Origin of the sequence: Pseudobacter sp. (assembly GCF_051955275.1) — a bacterium.
Taxonomy (GTDB): Bacteria; Bacteroidota; Bacteroidia; order Chitinophagales; family Chitinophagaceae; genus Pseudobacter.
The window spans coordinates 1-12,047 of the sequence record NZ_JBQCGW010000108.1; the positions used below are offsets into that span (position 1 = coordinate 1).

A 12,047-nucleotide genomic window follows, 5' to 3' on the forward strand; every position below is an offset into this window, starting at 1 on the left:
ACCTTGTCCGGGTTTACGAATCCAGACAAGGTTTTTTCATAGTTCTTTCCAACCTATTCTGCAAACCTGGCCCGTAAAACGGCTGATAAAGCAGCGCTGGGTAAATAAAAAATTGCGGTCCGAAAGGACCGTTCAGTGAAAACATTAAATATGAACTAGCCCTTCGAGGTTAGTTTACTATCGGTACTTCCATCACCCGCCGAGCCATATGCCTCAGAGAGGCTTCCTCACAGAAAGGCAACAGCGGGCATCCCGGGAGGGATGAACGAAGCAAACGGCAGATCACAGATCAGGCAGCTTCGGTGAACAACGGAAAAGGTCGGTAGCAAACGGGGATTGAAGTCCTGATGGTCATCCGTCATCAACTGTCTCTTCAACCTTTCGAAGGCATAAATTAAAAACGATGAAAGGAATTATTGGAAAAAAGGTCGGGATGACCAGCATCTTCAGTCCCGATGGTAAGCAAACTTCTTGCACCATCATTGAAGCTGGTCCCTGCGTTGTTACCCAGGTAAAAACAAAAGATACCGATGGGTACAGTGCGGTACAGCTAGCATTCGGCGACAAAAAAGAGAAACACACTACTCTTGCCGAAAAAAATCACTTCGCTAAGGCAAATACTCCCGCCAAAAAAGTCGTAAAGGAATTTCGCGACTATTCTCTCGAAAAAGCATTAGGTGAAACTATCTCTGTAGACATCTTTACTGAAGGTGAAACCGTTGACGTGGTTGGTACTTCAAAAGGTAAAGGTTTCCAGGGGGTAGTTAAACGTCATGGATTCAGTGGTGTTGGTGAACAATCACACGGTCAGCACGACCGCCAGCGCGCTCCGGGTTCTATCGGTAACTCTTCTGACGCTTCCCGCGTATTCAAAGGCATGCGCATGGCAGGCCGCATGGGTGGTGACAGGGTGAAAGTGAAAGGACTGAAAGTGGTAAAGGTTTTCGCTGATAAGAATTATATCCTGGTAAGTGGTTCAGTTCCTGGCCACATCGGAGCCACTGTAATTGTTCAGAAATAACATTAACTGATGAACGGACCCAAAGGGGTTCACAAAACAGAAGTAAGATGCAATTAGATGTATTAAGCATAAAAGGTCAGAAAACAGGTCGCTCAGTTGAGCTCCCGGATGATATTTTCGGAATCGAGCCGAACGATCACGTAATCTACCTGGCCGTTAAACAATTCCTGGCCGCTCAGCGTCAGGGTACTTCCAAGGTCAAGACCCGTATGGAAGTGAAAGGTTCCAGCAAGAAACTGCACCGTCAGAAAGGTACAGGTGGCGCCCGTAAAGGTAACCTCCGTAACCCGCTGTATAAAGGTGGTGGTACCATCTTCGGACCCAAGCCCCGCGATTACGATTTCAAACTGAACCGTAAAGTAAAGGACCTCGCCAAAGTAAGTGCACTCGCTCACAAAGCAAAAGAGAATGCTATCGTGATCGTGGAAGACCTGAACTTTGAGGCTCCTAAAACAAAAGCTTTCGTTGAAACTCTTAAAGCACTGAATATCAACGGAAAGAAAGCGTTGGTTATCCTGCCTGAGTACAACGATAACGTATACCTGAGCCTGCGCAATCTGCCAAGGGTGAACGGTACTCTGATTTCAGACATGAACACGTATGACCTCGTTAACTCGAACGTACTGGTAATGACTGAAACCACTGCCAAACTCTTCTCTGAAGAAGAAGCGGTAGCTGAAGCTTAATGAAAACCGGCTGATTCCGGATTTCACAATTGTCTAATTATACAAATTGAGTTATATGAAACTCTCAGAAGTGTTGATAAAACCGATCGTTACCGAAAAGAGCAATAAGCTGACTGATGCCAGGAGAACTTATGCTTTTCGTGTAAATCGTAAGGCTAATAAACTGGAGATCAAGAAAGCGATCCAGGATTTCTACGGAGTGAACGTGATTGACGTGAACACTATCGTGGTTCCGGGTAAAGCTAAGAACCGTTTCACAAAAGCTGGTTTCATCTCTGGTGTAAAGCCTGCTTACAAGAAAGCTTACGTAACTGTAGCTGAAGGTGAAGCAATTGACCTGTACGGTAATATCTAATAATATAGTATCAGGAATGGCAGTCAAACGCCGCAAAGGATTGACAAAGATTTTTAAACTGTTATAAGTAACAACAATGGCACTTAAGAAATACAAACCGATTACCGCAGGTACCCGTTGGAGAATTGGGAATGCGTATGCTGAGATCACTACCAACGAACCTGAAAAGAGCCTCCTGGAGTCTGCAAAGAACACAGGTGGACGTAACGTGCAAGGCCGCAGGTCTATGCGCTACATTGGTGGCGGTAACAAAAAGATGTATCGTCTGATCGACTTCAAGAGAAACAAGAATGGCGTTAAAGCTACTGTAGCTTCTATTGAGTATGATCCTAACCGTACAGCTTTCATCGCTCTGCTTCATTATGCTGATGGTGAAAAAAGATATATCCTGGCTCCCCAGGGCTTACAGGTAGGCGCAACCGTAATTAGCGGAGACGCTGTAGTACCTGAGATCGGAAACGCTCTTCAGATGAAAAATATGCCCCTCGGTACCAACGTGCATAACATTGAAATGCAACCTGGTCAGGGTGGTAAACTGGTTCGTTCTGCAGGTACTTCTGCACAACTGGCCAACAAGGAAGAGAAATATGCTGTGTTGAAAATGCCTTCCGGTGAACTGAGAAAGGTACTGATCAACTGCTACGCTACCGTAGGTATCGTGAGCAATGGTGATCATAACCTGGAGATGATGGGTAAGGCAGGTCGTAACCGTTGGAAAGGTATCCGCCCACGCAACCGTGGTGTAGCGATGAACCCTGTAGATCACCCGATGGGTGGTGGTGAGGGCCGCGCTTCCGGTGGTCACCCACGTAGCAGAACCGGCAAATATGCTAAGGGTCTGAAAACACGTACGAGAGGAAAGGGTAGCGATAAGCTGATCATCCAACGTAAGAACGGTAAAAAATTAGCAAAGTAAAATTCTCAAATTCAAATTAACGCAATATGGCTCGTTCGATAAAAAAAGGTCCTTATGTTGCCGCCAAGCTGGAACAAAAAGTACTGGCCATCAATGAAGGTAAATCCAAGAAAGGCGTGATCAAGACGTGGAGCCGTCGTTCTACTATCACTCCGGATTTCGTAGGTCATACACTGGCTGTGCACAATGGTAACAAGTTCATCCCTGTATACGTGACTGAGTTCATGGTAGGTCATAAACTGGGAGAGTTTGCACCAACGCGCAACTTCAAAGGACACTCAAGTAAAAAAGTAGCTTAATCAAAATAGTTACTGGTTGCGGGTTACCTGGTGATACAGGAAGCCGGTAACCGGAAACCAGAAACAAGAATTACAATGGAAGCAGTAGCTAAACTTAGAAATTATCCCACATCTCCTCGCAGAATGCGTTTGCTCGCAGACGAGATCCGTGGCATGGCAGCAGAAAAGGCTCTGGCATTGCTGGAGCACCATCCGCAACACTCTTCTACGCCATTATACAAATTGCTGAAAAGTGCTGTGAACAACTGGGAGCAGAAGAATGAAGGAAAAAGTGCAGCAGATGCCAACCTGGTGGTAAAAACAATCTTCGTTGATGGCGCCCGCACCCTGAAAAGGATGTTACCTGCACCGCAGGGAAGAGCTTACCGCCTTCGCAAGCGCAGCAATCACGTGACGATCATTGTAGATGCTAAAAACTAAAAAAAACGACCTGCCGGTCAGTGCTGAGAGAGCGGTGAGATGCAGGTCAAAAAATTATCAAATTTTCAAATTCTAATAAATGGGTCAGAAAACAAATCCTATTGGTGCCAGGTTAGGAATCATCCGTGGTTGGGAATCTAACTGGTATGGTAACAAAAAAGATTTTTCTACCAAGTTGATCGAGGATAACAAGATCAGAACTTATCTGAATGCCCGTATCAACAAGGGAGGAATTTCCAAGATCGTGATCGAGCGCACGCTGAACAAGCTCATCGTAACGATCCATACCTCCAAGCCCGGTATCATCATAGGTAAAGGCGGTGGCGAAGTAGACCGTATCAAGGAAGAGCTGAAGAAGCTGACTGGTAAAGATGATGTTCAGATCAACATCCTCGAGATCCGTCGCCCTGAGCTCGATGCCATGATCGTTGGCGATACCATTGCCCGTCAGATCGAGAACCGTATCAACTATAAAAGAGCTATCAAGATGGCGATCGCTTCCGCTCTCCGCATGGGTGCTGAAGGTATCAAAATCAAGGTTGGCGGCCGTCTGGGTGGCGCTGAGATCGCCCGTACGGAAGAAATCAAGCAAGGCCGTACTCCGCTGCATACCCTGCGTATGGACATCGACTACGCTAACGTATTCGCACTGACTGTTTACGGAAAGATCGGTATCAAAGTATGGATCTGTAAAGGTGAAGTACTTGGTAAGAGAGACCTGAACCCCAACATCGTTGGCGCCAAAGGTGAAGGAGACAATCGTCAGGAAGGTGGCCGCTCACATGGTGGTGACCGTCGTGATGACCGCAGCCGTGGTGGCGACCGCAGAGGTGGTGGTGACAGAAGAGATAACCGCGGTGGCGGTGGTGGTGGTCAACGCCGTGACAACAGAAAAGGATAAGGTTAGCAAAAAGGGCTATTTGAAGGAGGCCCTGCAAAAAGGGACCTTCAGATACCAAATTCACAAATTTTCAAATTGTTTATAAATGTTACAGCCTAAAAGAACGAAACACAGGAAAGCGCAGAAAGGGCGCATCCGTGAAGTAGCAAAGCGTGGTTCTTCTATCTCTTTTGGCTCTTTCGCTTTGAAGGCGCTCGAACCTATCTGGTTAACGAACCGTCAGATCGAAGCTGCCCGCCAGGCGATGACCCGTGCTATGAAGCGTGAAGGTAATGTGTGGATCCGCATTTTCCCTGACAAACCCGTAACCCGCAAGCCACAAGAGGTGCGGATGGGTAAAGGTAAAGGTAACCCTGAATTCTGGGCCGCTGTAGTTGAACCAGGTCGTATCCTGTTTGAAGCTGATGGCGTAACCCTCCAGGTAGCTAAAGAAGCACTGGAACTGGCTGCTCAGAAACTGCCGATCAAGACCAAGTTCATCGTTCGCAGAGATTACCAGGCATAATTTGATTATTGGGGTGCTGCAAACAGCAACTGCTTCAGAAATCAAATCTTCAAATTCTCAAACTGAATATCATGTCTAAGAAAATAGAATTCGTAAAAAGCCTGCAGGACCTGAGTGCATCAGATCTGAAAGCCAGGATCCAGGAAGACGAGCTCCGTCTGAAAAAACTGGAATTCGCTCATGCCATTTCTCCCCTGGAGAACCCGATGAGCATCCGCGCTCTCCGTAAGGACGTTGCGCGCCTGAAGACCCTGCTGACACAGAAGTCACAACAGGCTTAATAAAAAGTGTGATTTGAAAAAGTGATCGGAGAGAAGGAACGGTGAGGTTTTCAAATACAAAACAATCAAACTTTCAAATTATCAAAATGGCTGAAAGAAATTTGCGGAAAACAAGAACAGGTATCGTTACCAGCAATAAAATGGTAAAGACTATCACTGTTGCCGTAGAAAGAAAAGTAAAACACCCTATTTACGGTAAGTTCGTAAAGAAAACTACGAAGTTCCATGCTCATGACGAAAAGCAGGAGTGCACTATAGGTGATGTGGTGAAGATCATGGAAACCCGTCCGATGAGCAAAACGAAGCGCTGGAGACTGGTAGAAGTGGTAGAGAAAGCGAAGTAGTAAAGCAGTTAGCTATTGGCGATTAGCGTAGCTGACACCTTCAATAATAATTTTATCATTAGCTGTTGGCGGCAATGCCGTATAGCTAGAAGCTAAAAGCTAAAACAATGATTCAGCAAGAAAGCAGATTAAACGTAGCTGATAATAGTGGCGCCAAAGAAGTATTGTGCATTCGTGTGCTGGGTAACAGCGGACAGGACTATGCAAAGGTCGGCGATAAAATCGTAGTAACGGTGAAAGACGCTATCCCTGCAGGCGGTATCAAAAAAGGTACTGTTGTAAAGGCGGTAATCGTTCGCACAAAGAACAAACTGCGTCGTAAAGACGGTTCTTATATCCGTTTCGACGATAACGCGGTTGTACTTCTCAACGCTTCTGACGAGCCACGTGGTACCCGTATCTTCGGACCAGTTGCCCGTGAGCTGCGCGACAAGGGTTACATGAAGATCATTTCACTGGCCCCTGAAGTACTCTAAGCGGTTCGCCATCACCGTGAGTGATGCGGATTACGATGTAAAACATTCTCATACGAGATAAAGCATAAGAAAATGAGCAACAGATTCAAACCTAAGTTCAATATTAAAAAAGGCGACACAGTGGTTGTGATTGCCGGAGACGATAAAGATGCAACTAAGCCCCGCAAAGTGCTGGAAGTATTTCCAGACAAAGAGCGTGTACTGGTGGAAGGCGTAAATATCGTTACCCGTCATACCAAGCCTTCTGCGCGTAATACCAAAGGCGGTATCGTTAAGCGCGAAGCTGCTATCCACATCTCCAATGTGATGCTGTGGGACGCCAAAAAAGGTGAAGGTAGCCGGATCAAACGTAGCCGCGAAAACGGTAAACTCGTTCGCGTTACCAAAAAATCAGGTGAAGTCATTAAATAATTAATCTGTCCGCCGGCTCTCATCCCCTGCAAGGGCTGATAGCATTAGTCCGGGCAGGGCCGATATAATAAAGGATAAACTTTACAGATCATGAGCACAATAAAATATACTCCGAGGTTAGCAGACAAGTACAAAAAAGAAGTTGTACCTGCCCTCATGAAACGTTTCAGCTACGGCACGGTTATGCAGGTTCCCAAACTGGAGAAGATCTGCCTGAACCGCGGTGTGAACGGCGCTGTTACAGACAAGAAACTGGTTGATGTTGCCATCGACGAGCTGACCAATATCACTGGTCAGAAAGCTGTGGCCACCCTCTCCAAGAAAGACATCTCCAACTTCAAACTCCGTAAGGCTATGCCGATCGGTGCAAGAGTTACCCTCCGTGGTGTGAAGATGTACGAGTTCCTGGACAGGCTGATCGCCACCGCACTTCCCCGTGTACGTGACTTCAAGGGCGTGAATGATAAAGCATTCGACGGCCGTGGAAACTACACCCTGGGCGTTACTGAACAGATCATCTTCCCGGAGATCGATATCGATAAGGTAAACAAGATCACCGGTCTGGATATCACATTCGTTACAACTGCAGGTACCAACGAAGAAGCTTACGAGCTCCTGAAAGAACTGGGCATGCCGTTCAAGAATATCAGAAAAGACAATCAGTAATTAAATTTGAAATAATTCAATTATGGCAAAAGAGTCGGTAAAAGCCAGACAAAGAAAGAGAGAACGCATGGTAGCTCAGTACGCTGAAAAGCGCGCTGCCCTGAAAGCTGCCGGTGAATGGCAGAAGCTGGATGAGCTCCCTAAGAACTCTTCTAAAGTTCGTCTGAAGAACCGTTGTCAGCTGACAGGTCGTCCTAAAGGCTACATGCGCTACTTCGGTATCTCCCGTGTAACTTTCCGTGAGATGGCTTTAAATGGCAAAATCCCGGGAGTAACCAAAGCTTCCTGGTAATAACAATAAGATATCTGCCGGGTGGGGCAAATTATCCCTTGCCGGTATGATCCTATTAACAAAATTTAGAACAGTTTAATTCAAATACAAATGGTAACTGATCCTATAGCAGATTTTCTGACCAGAATCCGTAATGCGCAGATGGCAGGCCACAGGATCGTGGAAATTCCCGCCTCCAATCTGAAAAAGCGTATGACCGAGATCCTGTACGATCAAGGCTATATCCTGAAATATAAATTTGAGGATGATAACAAACAAGGCGTGATCAAGATCGCCCTGAAGTATGATCCCAACAGCAAAGAGCCGGCTATCAAGTCACTCGAAAGAATCAGCCGTCCAGGTCTGCGTCAATACGCCAGCCCCGCTGAATTCAAACGCGTGAAGAATGGCCTGGGTATCGCTATCGTGAGCACCAGCCGCGGTGTGATGACCGACAAACAAGCCAAGCTGCAGAACGTTGGTGGAGAAGTTCTCTGCTACGTTTATTAATAGATTTTCAGGGGAGTGCCAGAATATGCCGCTCCCTTTTCTATATTTCTCTATATTTGCAGCCCCAAACCAACCGGTAGGGGCAGACAGGATGACTGACAATTAAGTTTTCTATACGGAACTGAACACTTTCATCCTGCGGATTATACAACACAAATTAAATTTTTCAACTATGTCTCGTATAGGTAAACAACCGGTAATCATCCCCGCAGGAGTTACCGCTACCTTAGGTAAGGATAACGTTCTCAGTGTGAAAGGCCCTAAAGGCGAACTGAAACAAGCCATTGACAGAGATATCAATGTGGAGATCAAGGATGGCGAAATCAATTTCACACGTCCTACCGACCAGATCCGTCACCGCGCTATGCACGGTCTGTACCGCGCACTGGTGTCTAACCTGGTAAAAGGTGTAACAGAAGGATTCAAGAAGAACCTTGAACTGGTGGGTGTAGGTTACAAAGCCTCCAACCAGGGCAATCTGCTCGACCTGTCTCTCGGTTACTCTCACAATATCATCTTTGAGATCCCATCAGAACTCAAAGTAGCCACTGCCCAGGAAAAAGGTCAGAACCCTACCATCACACTGGAAGGTATCGACAAACAACTCCTCGGTCAGGTAGCCGCTAAACTCCGCAGCCTCCGTAAGCCTGAGCCCTACAAAGGAAAAGGTGTTAAGTATGTTGGCGAAGTTATCCGTCGTAAGGCTGGTAAAGCTGCTGGTAAATAATTTGAAATAAAAAGATCCCCCCGGCAGTATCGGGGGGATATAAAATAAAATGTCATGAACATTAAAGCTGAAAAGAAGCAGAAAATCCGTTACAGGATCCGTAAAAAGGTTTCCGGTGTAGCTGCTAAACCAAGACTGTCAGTTTTCCGTAGCAACGCTGATATCTACGTTCAACTGATCGACGATAACGAAGGCAAAACACTGGCTTCCGCTTCTTCAAGGGACAAAGACATCGCTGCTCAGAAAGTTACAAAAACTGAAAAGAGCAAGCTCGTAGGTCAGGCAATTGCCCGTAAAGCAACAGAATTGGGAATCAACACAGTGGTATTCGATCGTGGTGGAAACCTCTACCATGGCCGCGTGAAGAGTGTAGCTGATGGCGCCCGCGAAGGTGGTTTACAATTCTAATTACAATTCAAACTTCATATCTCAAATAGCAATAATGGCAAAAGTTATTTTAAACAGAGTTAAAGCCGGTGACCTTGAGTTGAAAGAAAAGGTAGTATCCATCAACCGTGTTGTTAAGACTACCAAAGGCGGACGTGCGTTCAGCTTCTCTGCCCTGGTTGTAGTGGGTAACGAAAATGGTGTGGTAGGTCATGGTCTGGGTAAAGCCAAGGAAGTTCAGGAGGCAATCACCAAAGGAATTGAAGATGCCAAGAAAAACCTGATCAAAGTGCCTGTAATGAAAGGTACTATTCCTCACGACCAACTGGCAAAAGACGGCGCTGCGAAAGTGCTGATCAAACCAGCCGCCCACGGTACTGGTGTGATCGCAGGAGGTAGCATGCGTGCTGTGCTGGAAAGCGCCGGTATCACCGACGTGCTGGCTAAATCTCTCGGTTCTGCCAACCCGCATAACGTGGTAAAAGCTACTGTTCTGGCACTCGCTATGCTGCGTGAGCCTGTCACTGTAGCCAAAACCCGCAGGCTGAACCTGAAGAAGGTTTTTAATGGTTAATTTTGCACTCCGAAATTCTTTATACGATGACAAAGATCAAAATAACACAGGTAAAGAGCGCAATTGACAGGCCCGAGCGTCAGAAACTGACTCTGAAAGCACTGGGACTGAACAAGCTCAATGTTACCAAAGAAGTAGAAGCTACTCCTCAGATCCTGGGTATGATCCGCAAGGTTACCCACCTGCTGAAAGTAGAAGAAGCATAGTTTATTCCGATTTATTAAAAGCGAGGGGAGATTCCCCGTTGAGTTAAAATCAATTACGATGAATTTACATGAATTAAGGCCCGCATACGGCGCCACTAAGAAAGAGAAAAGAATTGGACGTGGTGAAGCTTCCGGTAAAGGTGGCACTTCCACAAAAGGTAATAAAGGTGGCCAGAGCCGTGCAGGTTATCAGCGCAAGAATGCCCACGAAGGTGGTCAGATGCCAATCCAGCGCCGTCTTCCTAAACGCGGTTTCAACAATATCAACCGTGTTGAATATAAAGTGTTTAACCTCGGTCAGGTTGAAACCCTGATTGAGAAATACGAACTGAAAGAGTTCTCCCTCGAGAACCTTTACATAAACGGTCTCGTGAGCAGAACCGACCTGGTGAAAATCCTGGGTAACGGTGAGATCAAGACCAAAGTGAATTTCAGAGTAAACGCAGTTTCTGACAAAGCCAAGGCCGCTATCGAGGCAGCCGGTGGTGCTGTGGAATTAGTAAAGTAATTCGTAAATTGCAAGACGCATTTAAAACATGCGTCTTTTTTGTGGATCAATATTATTGACTTAAATTGATCGCTCAAAAAAGAGACAGGTTTGCAACTAAAGATCTTTTTGGCAAACCTGTTTCTGATTTTTCAACAAAAGGCATCATTTTAAACATCTGCGTTTCGTGAAAAAGTTCATACAAACCCTTAAGAATATCTGGAGTATTGAGGAACTGAGGAGTAAAATTCTGGTTACCCTTACCCTGGTTGCCGTTTATCGCCTGGGTACTCACATCGTATTGCCAGGTATGAACCCCACCCTGATCAATACAACAGGTGGCGGAACTGGTATCCTCGGCCTGATCGATGCATTCGCAGGAGGCGCGTTCTCACAAGCCTCTATCCTTGCACTCGGTATCATGCCTTATATCTCAGCTTCCATCTTCATGCAGCTGATGACCATTCTCTATCCTCCTTTCCAGAAATTACAGAAAGAAGGGGAGAGCGGAAGAAAGAAGATCAATCAGTACACACGTTACCTCGCTGTATTCGTAACTATTCTTCAGGCTAACGCCTACGTATCATACCTGTACCAGACCAATGGACCTGCCATGATCCCTGCTTACAAGGATCTTTTCCGCATATCCACCACCGTTATCCTCACCGGCGGCACCTTATTCGTAATGTGGCTGTCTGAAAGGATCACTGATAAAGGCCTCGGTAACGGTAGCTCTGTGATCATCATGGTGGGTATCCTCGCACGTCTGCCACAATCCATCTGGCAGGAGTGGGGCGCTCAATCCGCCAAAGGTGGTGCAGGCCTCCTGTACTTCGTGATCATGCTCGCTGTACTCGTTGCTATCATCATGGGGCTGATCGTTCTCATCCAGGGCGTTCGCAAGATCCCCGTTCAATACGCAAAACAGATCGTTGGAAACCGCCAGTTCGGTGGCGCACGCCAGTTCCTGCCCATGAAGGTGAACAGCGCAGGCGTTATGCCCATCATCTTCGCTCAGGCGATCATGTTCCTGCCAACCCTCCTCAGTGGCTTCGAAACCACCAAGGGTGTTGCCAAAGTATTCAGCGACCATAGTAACTACTGGTACATGCTCGTGTACGCTGTAATGGTGATCGGTTTCACCTTCCTGTACACAGCCCTCATCTTCAATCCCAAACAAATCGCTGATGACCTCAAACGTAACAACGGATTCATACCCGGCGTTAAACCAGGTCAACCTACAGCTGATTATATCGGAGCCGTTATGGACAAGATCACCCTCCCCGGCGCAGTGCTGCTCGCCGTTGTAGGTATCCTCCCCGGTTTCGCTCAACGCCTCGGCATCCAGCCAGGATTCTCCACCTTCTTCGGTGGTACCTCCCTGCTGATCATGGTAGGCGTAATCCTCGATACCCTCCAGCAGATCGAGACCCAGTTACTGATGCGTCAGTACGATGGCCTCATGAAGAGTGGACGTATCCAGGGACGCCAGACCGTTTCGCCAGCGTCTTCTATCTAAAATGTGTATTTTTGCATAGCTAACCTGACAACTGTAAACTTTCGGTTGTCAGGTTTTGTTTTAAATGAATAATATCTAAAAGGAG

21 protein-coding genes are annotated in these 12,047 nt (G+C 46.6%); all 21 read left to right on the plus strand.

From position 1 onward, the window contains the following. Nucleotides 1-403 precede the first annotated feature (403 nt). The 21 genes from rplC (at nucleotide 404) to secY (ending at nucleotide 11,962) form a co-directional block, all read left to right on the plus strand. On the plus strand, nucleotides 404-1,021 hold the full coding sequence (gene rplC, locus ACTHMC_RS09115) for a 50S ribosomal protein L3 (protein WP_440412743.1): 618 nt from the start codon (nucleotides 404-406) through the stop codon (nucleotides 1,019-1,021). 47 nt (nucleotides 1,022-1,068) lie between these two features. After that, nucleotides 1,069-1,707, plus strand: coding sequence for a 50S ribosomal protein L4 (gene rplD, locus ACTHMC_RS09120; protein ID WP_440412744.1), 639 nt, complete (start codon nucleotides 1,069-1,071; stop codon nucleotides 1,705-1,707). Between the two features lie 55 nt (nucleotides 1,708-1,762). Further along, on the plus strand, nucleotides 1,763-2,062 hold the full coding sequence (gene rplW / locus ACTHMC_RS09125) for a 50S ribosomal protein L23 (RefSeq protein WP_440412745.1): 300 nt from the start codon (nucleotides 1,763-1,765) through the stop codon (nucleotides 2,060-2,062). Nucleotides 2,063-2,138: 76 nt separating this feature from the next. Further along, complete coding sequence (rplB, locus tag ACTHMC_RS09130) at nucleotides 2,139-2,978, plus strand: 50S ribosomal protein L2 (protein ID WP_440412747.1); 840 nt, start codon at nucleotides 2,139-2,141, stop codon at nucleotides 2,976-2,978. A gap of 26 nt (nucleotides 2,979-3,004) precedes the next feature. Beyond that, a complete protein-coding gene (gene rpsS / locus ACTHMC_RS09135; protein WP_440412748.1) occupies nucleotides 3,005-3,277 on the plus strand; it encodes a 30S ribosomal protein S19 in 273 nt (90 codons plus the stop codon). A 75-nt stretch (nucleotides 3,278-3,352) separates the two neighbouring features. Beyond that, nucleotides 3,353-3,697, plus strand: coding sequence for a 50S ribosomal protein L22 (rplV, locus tag ACTHMC_RS09140; protein ID WP_130544047.1), 345 nt, complete (start codon nucleotides 3,353-3,355; stop codon nucleotides 3,695-3,697). A 79-nt stretch (nucleotides 3,698-3,776) separates the two neighbouring features. Further along, nucleotides 3,777-4,598 carry a 30S ribosomal protein S3 gene (gene rpsC / locus ACTHMC_RS09145; RefSeq protein ID WP_440412749.1) on the plus strand — a complete coding sequence of 274 codons (822 nt, stop codon included), beginning with the start codon at nucleotides 3,777-3,779 and terminating at the stop codon, nucleotides 4,596-4,598. Between the two features lie 85 nt (nucleotides 4,599-4,683). Beyond that, a complete protein-coding gene (gene rplP, locus ACTHMC_RS09150; protein ID WP_440412751.1) occupies nucleotides 4,684-5,103 on the plus strand; it encodes a 50S ribosomal protein L16 in 420 nt (139 codons plus the stop codon). Nucleotides 5,104-5,174: 71 nt separating this feature from the next. Beyond that, a complete protein-coding gene (gene rpmC, locus ACTHMC_RS09155) occupies nucleotides 5,175-5,384 on the plus strand; it encodes a 50S ribosomal protein L29 (protein ID WP_440412752.1) in 210 nt (69 codons plus the stop codon). Nucleotides 5,385-5,470: 86 nt separating this feature from the next. Next, nucleotides 5,471-5,728 carry a 30S ribosomal protein S17 gene (rpsQ, locus tag ACTHMC_RS09160; RefSeq protein ID WP_440412753.1) on the plus strand — a complete coding sequence of 86 codons (258 nt, stop codon included), beginning with the start codon at nucleotides 5,471-5,473 and terminating at the stop codon, nucleotides 5,726-5,728. A 107-nt stretch (nucleotides 5,729-5,835) separates the two neighbouring features. Beyond that, a complete protein-coding gene (gene rplN / locus ACTHMC_RS09165) occupies nucleotides 5,836-6,204 on the plus strand; it encodes a 50S ribosomal protein L14 (RefSeq protein ID WP_440412755.1) in 369 nt (122 codons plus the stop codon). 72 nt (nucleotides 6,205-6,276) lie between these two features. After that, nucleotides 6,277-6,615 (plus strand): 50S ribosomal protein L24, encoded by a 339-nt coding sequence (gene rplX, locus ACTHMC_RS09170; protein ID WP_440412756.1) that lies wholly within the window; start codon nucleotides 6,277-6,279, stop codon nucleotides 6,613-6,615. Nucleotides 6,616-6,705: 90 nt separating this feature from the next. Then, entirely contained in the window at nucleotides 6,706-7,281 is a 576-nt protein-coding gene (gene rplE, locus ACTHMC_RS09175) for a 50S ribosomal protein L5 (RefSeq protein ID WP_440412757.1), read from the plus strand. A 22-nt stretch (nucleotides 7,282-7,303) separates the two neighbouring features. Continuing rightward, nucleotides 7,304-7,573, plus strand: coding sequence for a 30S ribosomal protein S14 (gene rpsN / locus ACTHMC_RS09180; protein WP_440412759.1), 270 nt, complete (start codon nucleotides 7,304-7,306; stop codon nucleotides 7,571-7,573). Between the two features lie 90 nt (nucleotides 7,574-7,663). Then, nucleotides 7,664-8,062 (plus strand): 30S ribosomal protein S8, encoded by a 399-nt coding sequence (rpsH, locus tag ACTHMC_RS09185; RefSeq protein WP_130544043.1) that lies wholly within the window; start codon nucleotides 7,664-7,666, stop codon nucleotides 8,060-8,062. A 172-nt stretch (nucleotides 8,063-8,234) separates the two neighbouring features. Then, nucleotides 8,235-8,789, plus strand: a complete 555-nt coding sequence (gene rplF, locus ACTHMC_RS09190) for a 50S ribosomal protein L6 (protein ID WP_440412760.1) — start codon at nucleotides 8,235-8,237, stop codon at nucleotides 8,787-8,789. 54 nt (nucleotides 8,790-8,843) lie between these two features. Then, nucleotides 8,844-9,197, plus strand: coding sequence for a 50S ribosomal protein L18 (gene rplR, locus ACTHMC_RS09195; RefSeq protein ID WP_440412761.1), 354 nt, complete (start codon nucleotides 8,844-8,846; stop codon nucleotides 9,195-9,197). 34 nt (nucleotides 9,198-9,231) lie between these two features. Further along, entirely contained in the window at nucleotides 9,232-9,750 is a 519-nt protein-coding gene (gene rpsE, locus ACTHMC_RS09200) for a 30S ribosomal protein S5 (RefSeq protein ID WP_440412762.1), read from the plus strand. A gap of 26 nt (nucleotides 9,751-9,776) precedes the next feature. Beyond that, a complete protein-coding gene (gene rpmD, locus ACTHMC_RS09205; protein WP_440412763.1) occupies nucleotides 9,777-9,956 on the plus strand; it encodes a 50S ribosomal protein L30 in 180 nt (59 codons plus the stop codon). 58 nt (nucleotides 9,957-10,014) lie between these two features. Beyond that, complete coding sequence (rplO, locus tag ACTHMC_RS09210; RefSeq protein ID WP_440412764.1) at nucleotides 10,015-10,464, plus strand: 50S ribosomal protein L15; 450 nt, start codon at nucleotides 10,015-10,017, stop codon at nucleotides 10,462-10,464. A gap of 166 nt (nucleotides 10,465-10,630) precedes the next feature. Continuing rightward, nucleotides 10,631-11,962 (plus strand): preprotein translocase subunit SecY, encoded by a 1,332-nt coding sequence (gene secY / locus ACTHMC_RS09215; RefSeq protein ID WP_440412766.1) that lies wholly within the window; start codon nucleotides 10,631-10,633, stop codon nucleotides 11,960-11,962. Nucleotides 11,963-12,047: the final 85 nt, after the last annotated feature.